The sequence below is a fragment of the Streptomyces sp. SA15 genome, assembly GCF_002291145.1.
Classification (GTDB): Bacteria; Actinomycetota; Actinomycetes; order Streptomycetales; family Streptomycetaceae; genus Streptomyces.
Genome location: NZ_NTGE01000102.1, coordinates 14969 through 31372, shown reverse-complemented (window position 1 = coordinate 31372; position 16404 = coordinate 14969). Strand labels below are relative to the sequence as shown.

The following is a 16404-nucleotide window of genomic DNA, read 5'->3' as shown; positions in this document are numbered from 1 at the left end:
ATATTCAGGAACGCGAAGTGTTCGAGGGAGCGGACCACCGCGAGGCGGCGGGACGAAGAGCCGTGCGGGCTGGCGGGCCGGCGGTGGTGAAGTCCGTACGGCCGCGCAGGCTGGTCAAGAACAGCCAGTACGCGGGTATGACGACGAGCGCGGTCCACAGGAGCGCGGCGCCGCCGGTGACGGCATGGCGCAGGGTGGTGGCGGCCCGGAGCAGGGTGGTGGCGGCCGGGCGGGGGCGAGCGGCCGTCGGCGCAAGGGTTGGCATGGCGGAAGCCGGTGTCGTACGGGCCTTGGTCACGGTGGTGCTCAGCGCTGATCCATGCCGCCGCAGGCGCGGGGACCTTCGCGGTGCAGCCGGCCATCGCCCGTGGTGCGCGGGTGATGGCCATGACGCCGTAACGCACCCTCGGCCGCTGTTCCTTGTGGAGACCCGCAGTGGCCGGGCGGCGACCAGTCAGCCCAGCTGCCCCACCAGCCACCGCAGGATCTCAGGGGTCACCGGGTCGGCGATGTCGGCGAACTCGTCATGCCTCTTCAAGAACTTGGCCACGTACGGGCAGGCCGGGACGATCCGCTTCCCGGAGTCGCGCGTGTCGGTGAGCGCCTGCCGCACCAGCTGTGCGGCCAGGCCCTGTCCGGCGTAGGCGTCGTCGACCTCCGTGTGGAAGAACACTCGCTGCTCACCGTGATCGCGGTACTCGGTCACGCCGGCGCGCTTGCCGTCGACCACGACCTCGTACCGATGATGCACGTCCACCCGCTCGACGACCGGGGCGGCAGAAGGCTGGCTCATGGGGGGTGCCTTTCTGAGTGAGGTCAGCGACGCGGAGGGTTGCGACGCGGCCTGATGGTGGCATTGGGCAGGGTGGGCGCGGGAAGCCGGCCCCCGGGAAATCCCTCGATGGTGCCGAAGCGGTCGGAGGAGGCCTCCCAGTCCTCGCGGGCCTTGACGATGTCCTCGTGGCTGCGGCCGATGAAGTTCCACCACATGACGATCTCCTCCTCGAAGGGGGTGCCGCCGAGCAGAATCGTCCGCGCCGGACCGTCCGACTCGTTCGTCAGCGTCAACGCGTCGGCACCCGGCGGGACATAGCCCAGCTCCGCCCGGTGCAGCAGCGTGTCGGCCACGCGGACGTCCCCGCTGTCCACGAGAAGGCCGTGCTCGAAGTCGGTGTCCATGGAGAGGGCGACCGTCATACGCGGTTCGAGGATGATCTCGGCGCCGAGCAGCGGCGTGAACGTCCGTACCGGAGAGACGTCACCGGCGAGCGAGCCGAGGAAGACCCTGATCTCGGCCCCCTCCATCCGCACGGGCTCGGGCACATAGTGCTGGAAGTCCCGTTCGGCATTCCGATGTTCCTCCGGCAGCGCCACCCACAGCTGGACGCCGTGGACGACGGTCGTGCGCGGGGTGGAGACCTCCGAGTGGGCGATGCCGTACCCGCCCGTCATAAGGTTGATTTCCCCGGGCCGCACGAAGGCGTGGGTGCCGAGCGTGTCGCGGTGCTCGACCTCCCCGCCGAACAGCCAGGTCACCGTCTGCAGGCCGGTGTGCGGATGCGGGGGCAGCGCCATGCCTCCCCTGTCGACGACCTCGTCGGGACCGTAGTGGTCGGCGAAGCACCAGGCGCCGATCAGCGTCCGGTCCCGCTGCGGCAGCGTCCGCCGCACCGTCATCGAGCGCGGTCCGCCCAGGGGCACATCCCGTGCGGGGAGCACGTCGACCCGTGGCGGCCCGGCCGGCCGCACGTCGTCGACCGGTGACCCGCATCTCATCACTGCCGGCTCGGCTTCGACATTGCTCACCGAGACCACCTCCCGTGAAATATTGTTGTCACATCAACTACGATGCCATGATCTTAGGGTGAAGGCCAAAGCAAGTACACAGCGAGCGGGAGACATGCGGATCTACATCGACAAACAGAGCCCCAAGGCCTTCCACGCCCTGGTGCAGACGTCGGAAGCGGTGCGCGCGGTTGCCGCCGAAGCGGGGCTCGACCGCACCGTCGTAGAGCTGATCAACCTCCGCGTGTCGCAGATCAATGGCTGCGCCTACTGCCTCGACATCCACACCAAGGCCGCCGTGCGCGCGGGTGAGACGGCGCAGCGGCTGGGAGTGCTGGCCGCCTGGCGGGACACCGAGGTGTTCACGCCCGTGGAACGCGCGGCCCTCGCACTGGCCGAGGCCACGACCGACCCCACCGATGCCGTCGCACAGGAAACCGCCTACGAGGCCGCTCGACAGGTGCTCACCGATGACCAGATCTCCGCTGCGATCTGGGTGGCGGTCACCATCAACGCGTTCAACCGGGTCTCGATCATGAGCAAGCACCCGGTACTGGCGAATCGGAGTACGTGAGACGGTGTCTTGCTTGGCGGGGCCCACCCCTTGTCGATCATGGCGTGAACGGGTTCCATCGTGCTGCGACGTGTTGCGACATCCCCGACGGGCATATGGGCAGAGGGAAATTCTCCCGGTGCGCCGAAGATTTCGATCACCTCGGGGGCCCAGGAAAATGACATGGGTGCGCCTTGCTTTGTGAGTGGCGCTGGAGGTTCGTCCCGCACGTCGTGCCTCAGCACCTACCTGCTGTGCTGACGACTCTTCGTTGGCGCGACCCACCAGCGATCATGTCTTCCGGAGTACGGGTGACTCGAATAGCCAGGGTTACTGCCAGGCCGGCATCACTCCCGCCGGGTAGCGGGAGCCGGCCGATCCGTGCGGCAGGATCTCCTGGAGGCGGGCGAGGTCCTCGGACGTGAGCGTGACCTGCGCGGCGGCCACGTTCTCTTCCAGACGCCGCGGGCTGCGGGTGCCCGGGATGGGCACGATGTCGTCGCCCTGTGCGAGCAGCCAGGCCAGCGCCAGCTGGGTGACCGAGATGCCCTTGCTTTGAGCCAGTGAGCTCAGCTCGCGGACCGCGCCACGGAACGGTGCCGTAGAACTCGCAGACCTCGATCACCGGCTTGATCAGATCGTCCAGCGTCGTCGGTTCGGCGCCCGACCTGCCGCGTCCCTGAATGCTCGAGCGGCTCAGACCGTGTAGCCGCCGTCGATGTTGATCGTCGCGCCCGTCACGTAGCCCGACTCGGGGCCGGCAAGGTAGACGATCAGGCCGGTCAGCTCCTCGGGGGAGGCGAACCGTCCTGCCGGGGTCAGTGGGATCATCACCGGGGCGAGGTCACCGTCAGCCGGATTGCCGTCGGTGTCGATCGGACCGGGCTGGATGTTGTTCACCGTGATCGCCCTCGGCCCCAGTTCCCGGGCCAGCGCCCGGGTGAAACCGCCGATGGCCGCCTTGGTGAGCGAGTACGTCGTGCCGTTCGGAATCGGCATCCGCTCTGCGAAGACGCTGCCGATCGAGATGATCCGGCCGCCGTCCCCCATGTGCCGCAGCGCCTCCTGGGTGGCCACGAACACCGAGCGCATGTTCACCGCGACGGACCGGTCGAAGTCGTCGACCGTGAGTTGCTCGAACGGTCCGAAGGGACCGCCCCCGGCGTTGTTCACCAGGATGTCCAGGCGACCGAAGGCCTCCACGGTGCCGTTGACGGCGGCTCGGACCGCTACCGCGTCCCCCGCATCGGCCGCGATGGCGACCGCCCTGCCGGCTTCGGCCGTGATGCCCTCGACGACCTTGTCGGCGTGGCCGGGAGACGAGTTGTACGTGATCGCCACGGCCGCGCCCTCCCGGGCCAGGCGACGGGCGATGGCCGCGCCGATGCCGCGGCTCGCGCCGGTGACCAAGGCGACTTTGCCGCCGAGCTGCCCGCTCACGGTGGTGGTCTCGCTCATTCACTTCACCTCGAACTTCGAGGCGTTCTCGGCCAGCCAGGCGTCGAAGCTCCTGAGCTGCGGGTTCAGCTCCCGCAGCCGGTTCAGGTCGCGGGCGCCGGTGAACTCCTGATCGAAGTCACCGTAGTACTGGAACATGTTGCCGATCTCGTCGGCCGCCGGAATCTCGAGGGACCGGAACACGTCATAGGGCACGGACTGGAAGCGCACCGGCTCGCCGAGCGCGGCCCCCAGCTTCTCCGCGTACTGCGCACCGGTCAGGTGATCGCCGGCCAGACCGATGGTGCGGCCGATGAACTGCTCGCCGCCCTTGAGGATGGCGAAAGCTGTCCGGCCGATGTCCGCCACGTCCACCCCGGCGAGGAGCTTGCCGTCCTCCAGCGGCAGGGTCAGCGTCAGCACGCCGTCCTCGCCGCGCTGGGGACCGAGGCCCTGCAAGAAGCCCTGGAAGTAGAAGGTCGTGTTCAGGAAGGTGGTCGGCACCCCGGCCTGCCGGAACAGCTCGTTGCCCTCACCCTTGGCGTCGAAGTGGGGCACGTTGTACTTCTCCTGGAGGACGGGCATCCGGCCGTCCTCCAGCGGCAGCAGTTCGCGGGTGTCCTCCAGCGTCGACCAGACCACGTGGCGCAGGCCCGTGGCCTTGGCGGCCCGGGCCAGGGCCTTGATCTCCTCCGTTTCCTTCGCCGCGGACATGTGCGCCCAGAAGTTGGTGACGAGGAAGGCGCCGTAGGCACCTTCGAACGCCTTGTGCACAGTCGGCTCGTCGTCGAAGTCCGCTCGGACGACCTCGGCGCCGAGCGCGGCGAGTTCCCTGGCGGCGGGCGAGTCGGGGTTCCGGGTGAGCGCGCGGACCGTGAAGCCCGACTCCGGATCGGCGAGGATCGCTCGTGCGGCGCCGCCGCCCTGCGCGCCCGTCGCTCCGGCGACCGCGATGACCTTCTTGTCGTTCATGGCAGCTGTCCCTGTCAGAAGAGGCGTCTCATTGACTAGTTGATGCATCAACGGACGCTATCGCGAATAAGTTGACACATCAACACTTGAGGTGTGATCGAGCCATGATCGTTTCGAGCTTCCCGCGGCAACGGGCGCGCAATGATGGGCGCGAGTGCCCACGAGCGGATCATCCAGGTTGACGAAAATAAAGCGGCGACGCATGCGGAGCTGCAGCCGACGCCGCCTCGCGCGCCCACGATCAGGACAGTCCTGCCCTTGAGCGGTGCGAGCATGCTCGTCAGAGCGAGACCGGTCACACCGATCGTCGGCAGCGCCGCCGCCACGTCGAGGTCCATGGTGTCCGGGACCCGGGTGAGCGGCGCTTCCTCGTCGACGGCGACGTACTCCATGATGTGCCAGTCTCCCGGCGCGAGACTCCGGGTGCACAGTGCCGATGGCCAGTCATGATCGATGGACCGCCGCCGCAGCCGCCGAGCGCCTCCGGACTGCAGGCTGGGTCCGGCCGCATCACGAACAGAACCGGCGCACGCCCGATGAGTTTTGTCTTCCGAGCCGGTCTGTCTGACGCGGCGACGACTGGAAGGAGACGAGATGAGTCACTGCTCGACGCCTCAGGGCAGCCGGCAGCAGGTGTTCGCGTTCTTGTTCTGTTCCCTCGACGGCTATCACGAGGGCCCCCGTGGGGAGTTGGGCTGGGGCCTGTACGACGAGGAGTTCTTCGACTGGAACCTGCGCCAGACCCTCGAAGTGGGTGCCCTGCAACTGGGCCGGCGCACCTACGAGCACTTCGCCGAGGTCTGGACCTCGGCCGACGCGGCGCAGCGGCTGCCCGAGGTCGCGGCCTTCATGAACGCCGTGCCCAAGACGGTGGTGACGGACAGCGGCCCGGTCACCCCCTGGGAGAACACCCGCGTCACCGACGGCAGCGATCTGGGCGCCGAGATCGCCCGGCTCCGGGCCGAATCCGACGGTGACGTCGCGATCTTCGGGAGTTCGGAATCACCGTGACACTGCTGGAGCGGGGATGGGTGGATGAGCTGCGGATCCTGCTGCATCCGGTGCTGCTGGGCCGCGGGTGGAGTCTGTACGCCGGCCTGAAGGACCGCATCGACCTGACGGCGGGGGCGGTGACCGTGTTCCGTTCGGGCAACGTGCTCCTGCGGTATCGGCCACCCGGCCGCGCCGGGAACCTGTAGAACTGGTCCGGGCGATCGCAACGGCCGGGCTTCGTATGCGGCCGGACCGGTACAGGTCGCGCGATGTGGGTCCTTCGCGAGCACCGTCTGGAACTGCGTGCGCGATCGGCGCAGGCATCGGCGCCCATCGTCGCCAGCATGTCGTGGGCGGTGGACAGCTGCGAGTACGTCGTCGACGAGCCCTCGGTCACCGGTCCGGGCCGACGCCTCCTCCGGCTCGGGCACGATGAGCGGTCCCAGTCCGCACGCGTCGAGCAACACGTCCGCACCCAGAACTATGGTGCGCCACCACATGTGCCACTGACCTGCGGATTCCTACGGTATGGCGACACGAAAATGTCCCCACCAACCGCTTGGAAGGGGTATCGATGTCCTACCCCGCGCCCGCTCCTCCACCCCCCGCCAGCCTCAAGCGCATCGTCACCGCCAGCCTCATCGGCACCACCATCGAGTGGTACGACAACTCATTCGATCGGGGCTAGGACCTGCGGTTTTGGCTGATCGCCGACGTTCGAGTCAGCACCGAACCAGCACCGGGATCTCCCCGTGCTGGTAGATGCCCACTCGGTGTTCCAGAACGCATCCCTGTGACACTCCACCCAGGCTCGGCCGGCGGTTACAGACCGTATTCACACGGCGGAGGTCGTCGATGCAGTCAGTTTCCGCCTGTGACATGTCCAACGCACCGTCGCTCTACCTGTCCACGTCACGATTCATGAGCTGCCCCGGCCCGCGAGGAGCACCATCCAGGGCGCCGCTGCTTGCGAAGGAGTTGCGATCCTCGATCGCCCCGGGCCACCGCCTCCAGACCGACACAGCGGTGCCGGCCGCCGATACAGCCGTTGCGATCCGCGGCCGTCTCGACCGCCACCCGCAATCCTCGGCCGCCCCGAAGGGCGACCGCCACCACCGAGGTGCGGTTCATCGCACCCTACCTATGGCTGTTGCGATCCTCAGCTGCCTCAGAGGACGACCGCCACGCTGCGGGTTCCGAAACAGAAGACGGCGCGCAGGACGAGAGGGTGACGTCGTCCTGGGTCAGGGTCTGCTGGAGCGTCTCGGTGAGCCGGTCGGCTACTGGCGGAGTGCGCTTATTCCTCGTCTGCGGTATTCTGCTGCCGCAGGCCGCGCGTGTCAGCCGCCGAGGTTGATGGAACCGCGAATGTCGCGCGCCTGGACGACGGTGTTCTGCGTGCCGCCGGAGATCGTGTTGGTTACTTCGCCCGCGCCAGTCACCGCATCGCCCAATGCCTCGACTTCACGCCCCCAGGACTCCAGTGCCTGGGCAAAGGCGGGATTCTGCTGCGCGCGCACCATCAGCGCCCCGGCCAGCTCCCTGGCCCGCTCGGCGGTGTTAGCCGTATCAACGAGGACCGTCAACTCATCCTCCTCACACGGCTCCTCACATTGCGTCGGCGGTCTGACCAGGTCGCGCAAAGACGCCCACAGTTGTTGCCCCGCTGCGCCTGCAGTACCTCCGGCAAGAGCCATCAATAGTTCAGGTGCAATCGCGTCCACGGACACCCTCCGCGTCTCGAGCGGCCTAGATCGTCCGTCGAGGGTAGAGCATCGCGGGGACCGCGAGGGTTACCACAGAGGGAACGGCCGGTTCTCTGCTGTCTGTTGCGACCGCACCGCATCGTACGTGGAGTGAATGGACTACGTTGAGGGGACTGCTGGAGGCACGGGGGCGCGAAGAGAGATGGAGCGGCAAGACAGCGGGACGGCGAACGCGTTGACGCCGTCAGCGCGTACAAGCACAGGTGTGCACAACCACATGAGTGGCAACGCGCAGGTGCTCATCCAGGCTGGCGTCATCCATGGGGACGTCACGGTCCAAACGTCCCTCGTCGGCATGGTGGAGGTGCCGCTCGCGGTGGCGGCCCTGGACTACTCGTCCGTGTTCTCAGGCGCCGGGGTGGAGCAGTTCACCGGCCGCGAGTGGCTGCTGGACAGCATCGAGGCGGCGATGGCCGCCAACGGCCGCGCTTCCGGACTCTACCTGCTGGTCACCGCTCGCGCCGGGATGGGCAAGACAACTCTCGCGGCCTGGCTGTCGCGCGCGTGGGCTTGCCCCCAGCACTTCACACAGCAAGTGGCGCAGGGACACGACCCCGCCGTGGCACTGCGGAGCATCACCGCCCAACTGATCCTGCGTTACGGCTTGGAGGAGAAGTTCGCCCCCAATGGGATGCTGACCGCCTGGGCCAGTGACCCTGCCTACTTTCCGGCAGTGCTGTCAGCCGCTGCTCAACGGGCCCTGCAGCGAGGCGAAACGGTACGCATCGTGGTCGACGGCCTGGACGGGGTCGCTGGTGAAGGGCTCGCACTGGGACTCCCTCATCCACATCAACTGCCTCCCGGTGTCGTCATCGTCGCCACCTGCCGTGAGGGCACGGCCCCGGGACGGCTGCCGGACGGTGAGCAGGTCGTGCGGTTGCGGATCGATCCAGGCGATCCAAATAACCAGCGAGACATTGCCAGGTTCCTCGCCGTCCGGGCAGGCGAGTCGGCGATCGCCGAGCGGCTCGCGTCTGCAGGAATCTCTGCCGACGAGTTCACCCGTCTGCTGGCCGAGCGGTGCGAGGGTGTGTGGGTCTACCTGCACTATGTCCTCACCCGGATGCGCGCAGGGAACTGGGCTCGCGCCGATCTCGAACGACTTCCGTCCGGACTGGCGGCCTACTACAGGCAACACGTCACCGTTCGCCGTGGCGAGCCCGGCTTCGCCACGGTGGACCGGGTCCTACTGGCGACCCTGGCCGCGGCCGGGCAGCCACTGTCCCCGGAGCAGTTGGTCCGCTTCACCGGCCTGGACCAGGGAACTGTCGCACACCTGTGCGACGTCCGCTATCGCCCGTTCCTGGCCGTGGACATGGACGGCACCACCCCGTGCTATGCGCTCTACCACCCCAGCCTCCGTGAGTTCCTGCAGGGCGACGAGGATCCGGACGATCCGGGCCAGGATCCGGTCGAACGTGGCCGAATGCGCGCGTCGGCCTACGCCGCTCATCACCGAATCGCCGACCAATATCTGGCCGGTTTCGGCGGGCTACACAACGGACTCCCGGTACTCGCCGCCGATTTACGGTCGAGCTCGGCCGACAACTGCTACGCGCTCAGACACTTGCCGGCACACCTGGACGCCATCGACCGTCACGATGAGCTGCACCTCTTGCTCACCTGTCGTCCTCTGGGCACCGACACACCTCTCGGCTCGGTCTGGGCAGAGGCGCACGAGCGTGCGGGCACGCTCGACGCCCTACTAGCCGGGCTGGAACTGGCCCGTCGAAGGGCCGAGCAACTTACCGACGAAGCACTCGCCGTCGGGCGGTCAGCATCCACACTTGGCGCCGAAGTGGAGTACGCCATGCTGGCCGCGCGCTTGGTGACCCGCTCCAAGATGATCTCCCCCGACCTGCTAGAAGCTCTGTTGCGCACAGGGAACTGGAGCACCGCACGTGCCCTCGCCCACGCTCACCGTCTGGACGATCCCCCCCAACGTGCCGAGGCACTCACTCGGCTCCTCCCATGGCTTGACGACACGGAGGTCGTCGACCAGACCTGCCGGGACGCCGTGCGTGTCGTACTTTCGATTGACGCCGAGACGCAGCGTGGTGAAGCGCTGGGCAAGTTGGCGCCACACCTCGACGCCGGGCAGTTGCCCACACTGCTGACTGCCGCCGGCGCGTTACAGGATCCCCGAGGACGGGCTGCGGCATTGACGGGGGTCGCCTCCTGCCTGGACAGTTCCGCCCGGGAAGACGTCGTTGCACAGGCCCTGGACGCCGTGGCGAACCTGCACGACCAGCGCATCCGCGCCGAAGCGCTGGTGAGGCTAGTGCCGCATCTGGACGAGCGCGGAATAAGGAAGGCACTCGCTATCGTCGGCTCAATCCACGCAGGCGGAGAGCGGCTGAAGGCACTAGCCGCGCTGACGCCACCCCTGGAGCCCCACCTGTGGCGCTGTGCATTGCAGGTAGCCGCTGACACCTCCGACCCTGGTGACCGTGCCGTCGCTCTGTCCCGTCTCGCCGAACATCTCCAGGAGCCGGAGCGCAGCTCCACACTGGATCAGGCCCTGCAGCTCGTGGCAACCATCAAGGACGGCGGCTTTCGCTCGCGGGCGCTGCAGCGCCTCCTCCCCCACCTCCACGACCGACAACTGGGCAGAGTGCTGGCGCTCGCGTACACCGTTTCAGACGAGCTCGCACGTGCCAGGACGCTGGTCGCGCTAGTGCCGCGATTGGACCAGATCGGCCTAGACCATCTCTCTGACTTCTGCCCCACAGGGTGGCCACGCACCCTGGTACGGGTTGCGGTGCTCGGCCGCCACCGAGAGCTGTCAGGGTTGGATGGGCCGAGCGCGGAACTGGACGCGGAACTACGCACCGCCCTGCGGGTCGTTCCCTCCTACTGCATAGGGGACGTGGCCCAACTTGCGTGCTTTCTAGACCGACACGCCCTCGACCAGCTGATGACTTTCATGATCGCGCGTGGGGGTACGATCGGCCACCATCTCGCCGAGGTGGTGCCGTACCTCAACTCGGCCCAGCTCGACCGGGTCCTTGAATGGGCGGGCAGCGGTAAAGATTCCTGGGACAGGTACGGCGTGGTGTCAGTCGCGGCTCCCTACCTCACTCCCCAACAGCTCGACCGCGCCGTCGATGTCGCAATCGCCGTGCGCGACTCCAACCCCGCAAACGTCAACCTGCTGTGGAAGAGACTGCTGCCGTGGCTGAACAGGGCCCAGCTCGATCAGGTTCTGCGCGCCACGGCCCGCCGGGGTGGCATCGCCTCGGGCGTCGCTACAGCTCTGGTCTCCCTCGCATCGCGGCTAAACGACGACGAGCGACACGCCGCTAGAGACAGGCTCCTGACTACGCTGGCTTCTGTCCCTCGTGCGGAGGAGCGAGTGATGCTCTTGGCCGACATCGCGGAACAACTCCAAGGTGCGGAACGTGCCCGCGTGGTCTCACAGTGCCTGCGAAGAGCGGAAGCCATGCCCGGCAACGAGCACGCGGTGCGCGAGCCGCTGCTGGCCAGGCTCGCCCCGTATCTCGGAAAAGACCTGCTCGACAATGCGCTGCGGCTGACGGCCAACACCGTGACGGCGCAGACCCGAGCCCGCATGCTGGCCATACTGGCGCCGTACCTCGATGCCGACCAGTTGGACACTGCCCTCGAGACGGCAATCGCGATCGGCCGCAATCACACCGTGGAGGAGCACTGTGCTGAGGCTCTGACCGCGCTAGCACCTTACCTCCGCGCCAGTCAGCTCGACCGAGCGTTGGTGGCCGCTGCCGATATTCAACAGGAGCTGATCAGGCCATCAGCGCTGATTGGCCTGGCACCACACCTGCGGACCGCACAACAGTCGCGGAAAGTACACACGCTCGCGGAGGCGATCACCAACCCAGGGCTGCGCGCGTGGGCCCTGGCTGGAGCCGCCCGGCACTTGCCCGAACCAGATGCAACGCGCGCGCTATCCCAAGCGGAGCAGGCCATAGAGGATATGTCGGACCAGTGGTACGAACTCTGGCCGCTATTCGGACACCTCCGTATGTGGCCGCTGGCCGGATTGGCGGAGCACCTTCCGGAGCCCGCCAGGAGCCGAATGGCCGAACGAATGCTGAGAGTCGCCGCTGCCTTCCCCAACCGCAGGGCCCAGGCAGAAGTCATGACCTGCCTTGCGAAGCACGGGGACGGGCCGCCGCTGGACTTGGCCGTCGAAGCGAATCAGGCAGCGGCAGCGGAGTTCGATCACCACCCGGACCAGCTGCTGGTTTCATTGGCTCCTCGACTCAGCGCACCTCAGCTGGACCAAGAATTGATAGCCGTAGCCCAGGCCCACACCCGCGCTGTGGCTTCCACTCTCCGCGTGCTGGCTCCCTACTTGTCCTCCGACCAACTCCAACGTGCCCTCGATCATGCGATCGACCAGCGCGACGTGAAAGAACGGATCACCGCCCTGACCGGACTCACCCCGTATCTAGGCGTGACACACATCGGCCGGGCGCTCGAAGCCGCATTAGCGCTTCCGGCGGCGACGCGTGGAAACAGCTATGAGGGCAACTTCCTATCCGTAGATGTCCTGCACCTGTACCGAGCAATTTTCGGGCGGCTCGACGCCCTCGCACGCCAGGCCCCCGCGGAACAAGCCGTGCGCCTACTCCGCCGTTTGTACCATACGCTCCCGCCCGAGGACGTCCTGCTGAGCGTGACGGCAGCAGTCGCCGAGACCATTGATCAGGTGTCAGGACCAGGAACGATCGCCCATCTGGCCCGTAGAAGCCTGGAGTTGTTCGGCTAGGCGTCTTGCCGGTGGCTCAGGAGGAATTGACCGCCCCGGCTCGACTTGCCGACCCGCACGTTCAACGCGCCGAACGGCCCGAACTGCGGAGTCTTCGGACAGCGCCGCATCCCGCATCGGGCGGTGCGGATCCGGCGATAGCAGGCGGAACACACCGGTCCCAATTCAGTTTCCCCGGGACGAACTGCATCCAACCCAAAAAGCGTTCCAGCGATCTGTTCGACCCAGCCGTCCGCCGCGTCGAACAGGGTCTGGACCTCGTCGCAGTGCAACGGCCGTCGCCGCGGGTCGCCTTCGTAGTCCGCGACGTGCGTCATGCTGTTCCAGCTGCCGTGCGATGTCCAGCGCGGACAGCGGCGCGGTGACCGGCACGTCGCAGTAGCCGCGGTCTCGGAGGCCCAGCTGAAACGGTGTCGGTGTACATGGGGTCCCGGAAACGTTCGTTTTCAAGACCCATGGTCCGAGGACCAGCCGGCCACCGAGGTCATCGCCAAGTACGGCCTGTCCGACGCCACTTCACAGCTGGTACGGGTCGGTGAGGCCGGTCACCGGGACACCGGAACGGCGGGAGATCAGTCCGGCGAGCTCACGTACGTCGCTGTACGTGGTGTTGAAGCTCCACACAGCTTCGCGGCCGGTCACCCGCGCCGTGAACGCCACCTCGTAGGCGAAGGCGCTGCCCGCCGGAAGCGAGCCAATGGCGAACTGCGTCTTCTGGCCCTCGATCGACCGGATTTCCGACCACGTCACGACGACCATGCGCCTGCCGGCGGCGTCGACGAAACCCTCCGAGAACAGGTAGAGCCCGGAACGCATGAGAAAGCCATCACTGCGATGACAGCCGCTGCGTCATGGAGTTCACCGCGCCGGCCGACCGTACGAGTGGCTGGCACGGCGTCCTGCGCGTGGAAACCGTTGCGGCGAGCGTCCCGGTACCGCCTACGCCGCACAGGCCCCGCCACTTCACCGCACTCGACGAAACCGCGTTCCCCAGCCACGGCAAAGTCCCGCGCAACTCACCCGCGACCCGCAGCCGTTCTCAACTTGCCCAGGTCGGCAGCGCGGACGAGCCGACGCAAGGCCGATCTGCCCAGCTGCTCGCTCCTCGATTCAGCAGATGCCAATCGGATCTGCGAGGGATTGCGATGCACGCGCGAGTCGTTCGTTCTCGGGCCCCCGCCACCGCAGGAGCCGTTGAGCCCTGCCATACCCACTCCCACGCCCGGAGGAGAGGACTGGCTCACCATAAATGTCTGGACACCGGATCCGGACCCGGCGACGAGGCGCCCGGTGATGGTGTGGATCTACGGCGGGGCCTACAAGTTCGGTTCCGTCGACGACCCCGCCTACGATCCCAGCCGGCTGGCCCGTGACGGGAATCTCGTCGTGGTCACCTTCAACCACCGAGTCGGCATGGAGGGGTTCGCCCGCATCGAGGGGGCGCCGGCGAATCGCGGACTGCTCGACCAGGTCGCCGCCCTGACGTGGGTGCGCGAGAACATCACCGCCTTCGGCGGTGACCCCGGCCAGGTCACCGTGTTCGGCGAATCAGCCGGCGCCGGGTCCATCGCCTCGCTGCTGGCGATGCCGAGCGCGCGAGGCCTGTTCCGGCGGGCCATCGCACAGAGCGTGCCCGGCACCTTCTTCTCCGACGAGCTGGCCACCGACATCGCTACCGCCCTGGCGGGCGCGATCGGGCTGCGGCCCACGGTGAGTGACCTCTTGGTGGTGGATCCGCACACACTCCCAGGGGTGGGGGCTGCCCTCGGCGCCCGGATGAGTCAGTACGCGGACCGCTGGGGACCGATCGCGCACACGTTGACGGCCTACTCCCCCGTGGTCGACGGAGAGGTCCTGCCGACCGCACCGTGGCAGGCGCTCGCCGACGGCGCCGCACGCGAGGTGGAGCTGATCATCGGGCACACCCGCGACGAGTACCGGCTGCTCATGGCACTGGGCGGTCTCCTCGGTCAGGTCGGCGAGGAACTGGCGGCCGCAGCGCTGCAAACGTTCGGACCGGGCGCGGACCCCGGTCACGCCTACCGCGCCGCCTTCCCCGATGCTCCGGCGGAGCGCCTCTTCGAGCTCGTCCAGTCCGACTGGCTCTTCCGCATGCCCTCACTGCACCTCGCGGAAGCCCAGGTGGCGGGAGGCGGCCGGGCCCACCTCTACGAACTCACCTGGGCCGCTCCGGCGAACGGCGGTGCCATGGGCGCCTGCCACTCGCTGGACATCCCGCTCGTGTTCGGTACGTTCTCGGGTCTTGGCGGAGAACTGATCGGCCCCGCGCACCTCGACGAGGCCGATGCCCTTTCCGGTCTGGTCCGCGCCGCCTGGACCTCCTTCGCGACCACCGGCGATCCGGGCTGGCCCGCCTACGACCCCGAGCACCGCACGACGCGAATCCTCGACACGGAGCCGATGACCACCACCTACCCGGAGGAAGCCTCGCGCCGCCTCTGGCAAGACCACGTGTTCAACGCGCTTCCACTGATCACCTCATAATCCTGACCGACTCCTCCTTGCCGGTGGAAACTCCGCCTGCCTCGCGGTCACCAGTGCCTGGCAACCCGGCAGCAGCATGGGCAGAGTCGAGCCCCTCTCCAGCCGGCCCCACCCCAGCCGGTGGGTGGAACTCGCGGGCTCGAGCATCGCCTGGGCCTACTTCACGCACCGCGGAAGCACGCAGCAGGACGCAGCGGCAGCGCCTCAATCCACCGGCCCGTCGTCCACAGCGACAGCCGGGACTGCGCCACCAGCTGTACCCCGTGGCGCCCCCTGCGCCACCCGTTGTGATCCCGAACCGTTCGCTTGCCGTCTCGGGTGATGCGAGGACCGGCCGTCTCGGTCCTGCTCGTCGTCCGCTCGTGGTCCTTCCCGTACCGCACCCCGCGTTTCCCGGAACTTTCTCGCATCGCCGGACGTGCCCTCTTGCCATCGGCCGTCGATCCCCGTATGGTCGTACGAACGTAAGATATACGGTCGTAAGGCATACGACGTAGTTCAAGCCGAGGGAGTTTGTGATGGCGGCAACTCGGCCGGTGGCGCTCGTGACAGGCGCGTCATCGGGGATCGGGAAGGAGACGGCTCGCGCCTTCGCCGCGGCGGGTTTCGAGGTGATCGGCACCGGCCGCAAGACCTCCGGGCTCACCCCGCCCGCCGGTGTGACGTACCTCGATCTCGACGTGGCCAGTGACGACTCGGCCACCGCCGCGGTCGCAGAGGTGATCGACCGGTTAGGGCACATCGACGTCCTGGTCAACAACGCGGGCGTCGGCTCGGCGGGCGCGGTGGAGGAGAACTCCGTCGCCCAGGCCCAGAGCGTCCTGAACATCAACCTCCTCGGTGTCATCCGCATGACGAAGGCCGTCCTGCCGCACATGCGCGCCCAGGGGGGCGGACGCGTCATCAACATCTCGTCCGTCCTCGGGGTCGCCCCCCAGCCCTTCATGGCCCTCTACGTCGCCGCGAAGCACGCCGTCGAGGGCTACTCCGAGTCGCTGGACCACGAGGTCCGCGAGCACGGCGTCCGAGTCCTCCTCGTCCAGCCCGCCTACACCAAGACCAGCTTCGACACCAGCGCCGTGCAGCCCGACACCCCGCTGCCTCTGTACGCGGAGCGACGGCGCGTCTTCGACGAGGTGATGGCGCAGGCGATGAAGGACGGCGACGATCCCGCCGTCGTCGCCAAGGTGATCGTCACCGCGGCCACCGACAAGAAGCCGAAACTGCGCTACACCGCCGGCCCACTGGCCTCACGCGTCACCACCGCGCGCCGCCTCGTCCCCGCGGGAGTGTTCGACAAGCAGATCCGCAAGACCAACCGCCTGCCCGGATGACACCCCGGCCCGGCCTCAAACCCCCCGCTCCGACGTGGTCTTCGCGGCGCAGAACGGCTCCTCCTCGAACAACGGCCCCGACAGGTTCTGGTCATCTACCCCAACGGCACCTACAAGCCCGTCCTGACCAGCGCGGACGGACTCGCCTCACCCTCCGCCACCGCCGTTCGCGGCAACCGGCTGTACGTCACCGACGGCGGTGTCCCCGAGCCCCACGACCCGAAACTGCAGACCGCCAGGATCAACTTCGCCGCTCTCCTCGCAGGCGCGGCACACTGACCTGACCCAGCGGCAGCCGGGGCGCAA

Annotated in this window: 14 protein-coding genes and 2 pseudogenes; 6 read left to right on the top strand and 10 right to left on the bottom strand. The window is 67.7% G+C overall.

From position 1 onward, the window contains the following. Window positions 1-4 precede the first annotated feature (4 nt). The 3 genes from CLM62_RS23350 to CLM62_RS23340 form a co-directional block, all read right to left on the bottom strand. Window positions 5-265, bottom strand: coding sequence for a hypothetical protein (locus CLM62_RS23350; RefSeq protein WP_143659129.1), 261 nt, complete (start codon window positions 263-265; stop codon window positions 5-7). Between the two features lie 189 nt (window positions 266-454). Next, on the bottom strand, window positions 455-793 hold the full coding sequence (locus tag CLM62_RS23345) for a GNAT family N-acetyltransferase (protein ID WP_095751856.1): 339 nt from the start codon (window positions 791-793) through the stop codon (window positions 455-457). Window positions 794-816: 23 nt separating this feature from the next. After that, window positions 817-1806, bottom strand: a complete 990-nt coding sequence (locus CLM62_RS23340) for a pirin family protein (RefSeq protein WP_095751909.1) — start codon at window positions 1804-1806, stop codon at window positions 817-819. Window positions 1807-1900: 94 nt separating this feature from the next. Here CLM62_RS23340 and CLM62_RS23335 point away from each other — a divergent pair, with 94 nt between their 5' ends. Then, window positions 1901-2359 carry a carboxymuconolactone decarboxylase family protein gene (locus tag CLM62_RS23335; RefSeq protein WP_095751855.1) on the top strand — a complete coding sequence of 153 codons (459 nt, stop codon included), beginning with the start codon at window positions 1901-1903 and terminating at the stop codon, window positions 2357-2359. A gap of 309 nt (window positions 2360-2668) precedes the next feature. Here the strand turns inward: CLM62_RS23335 and CLM62_RS23330 are convergent. From CLM62_RS23330 to CLM62_RS23315, 4 genes and pseudogenes are all read right to left on the bottom strand, one after another. After that, window positions 2669-2923 (bottom strand): annotated as a pseudogene (locus CLM62_RS23330) (aldo/keto reductase); the annotation flags it as partial. Window positions 2924-3034: 111 nt separating this feature from the next. Then, window positions 3035-3796 carry a 3-oxoacyl-ACP reductase family protein gene (locus tag CLM62_RS23325; RefSeq protein ID WP_095751854.1) on the bottom strand — a complete coding sequence of 254 codons (762 nt, stop codon included), beginning with the start codon at window positions 3794-3796 and terminating at the stop codon, window positions 3035-3037. Then, window positions 3797-4747, bottom strand: a complete 951-nt coding sequence (locus tag CLM62_RS23320; protein WP_095751853.1) for an NmrA/HSCARG family protein — start codon at window positions 4745-4747, stop codon at window positions 3797-3799. It abuts the gene before it with no gap. A 47-nt stretch (window positions 4748-4794) separates the two neighbouring features. After that, window positions 4795-5139 carry a hypothetical protein gene (locus tag CLM62_RS23315; RefSeq protein WP_095751852.1) on the bottom strand — a complete coding sequence of 115 codons (345 nt, stop codon included), beginning with the start codon at window positions 5137-5139 and terminating at the stop codon, window positions 4795-4797. Between the two features lie 202 nt (window positions 5140-5341). On the opposite strand from CLM62_RS23315, the gene CLM62_RS23310 reads away from it, so the two are divergent. After that, window positions 5342-5758, top strand: coding sequence for a dihydrofolate reductase family protein (locus tag CLM62_RS23310; RefSeq protein WP_095751851.1), 417 nt, complete (start codon window positions 5342-5344; stop codon window positions 5756-5758). Beyond that, window positions 5755-5946, top strand: a complete 192-nt coding sequence (locus tag CLM62_RS23305) for a hypothetical protein (protein ID WP_095751850.1) — start codon at window positions 5755-5757, stop codon at window positions 5944-5946. Before CLM62_RS23310 ends, CLM62_RS23305 begins: the two co-directional genes overlap by 4 nt. Window positions 5947-7080: 1134 nt before the next feature. Here CLM62_RS23305 and CLM62_RS51790 read toward each other — a convergent pair. Beyond that, entirely contained in the window at window positions 7081-7326 is a 246-nt protein-coding gene (locus CLM62_RS51790) for a hypothetical protein (protein ID WP_257004030.1), read from the bottom strand. A 397-nt stretch (window positions 7327-7723) separates the two neighbouring features. Between CLM62_RS51790 and CLM62_RS23295 the strand changes: the two genes are divergently transcribed. Beyond that, a complete protein-coding gene (locus tag CLM62_RS23295) occupies window positions 7724-12259 on the top strand; it encodes a hypothetical protein (RefSeq protein WP_095751848.1) in 4536 nt (1511 codons plus the stop codon). On the opposite strand, the gene CLM62_RS23290 is transcribed toward CLM62_RS23295, so the two are convergent. Together CLM62_RS23290 and CLM62_RS23285 are read right to left on the bottom strand one after the other, a co-directional pair. Beyond that, the gene (locus tag CLM62_RS23290) at window positions 12256-12576 is read right to left on the bottom strand and encodes a hypothetical protein (RefSeq protein ID WP_095751847.1); all 321 of its coding nucleotides are present in this window, start codon (window positions 12574-12576) and stop codon (window positions 12256-12258) included. The two genes, CLM62_RS23295 and CLM62_RS23290, sit on opposite strands and share 4 nt — an antisense overlap. Before the next feature lie 199 nt (window positions 12577-12775). Continuing rightward, entirely contained in the window at window positions 12776-13075 is a 300-nt protein-coding gene (locus tag CLM62_RS23285) for a hypothetical protein (protein WP_095751846.1), read from the bottom strand. A 336-nt stretch (window positions 13076-13411) separates the two neighbouring features. Here CLM62_RS23285 and CLM62_RS23280 point away from each other — a divergent pair. After that, a pseudogene (locus tag CLM62_RS23280) lies at window positions 13412-14764 on the top strand (carboxylesterase/lipase family protein); the annotation flags it as partial. Between the two features lie 518 nt (window positions 14765-15282). Further along, complete coding sequence (locus CLM62_RS23275; protein WP_095751844.1) at window positions 15283-16098, top strand: oxidoreductase; 816 nt, start codon at window positions 15283-15285, stop codon at window positions 16096-16098. Window positions 16099-16404 lie beyond the last annotated feature (306 nt).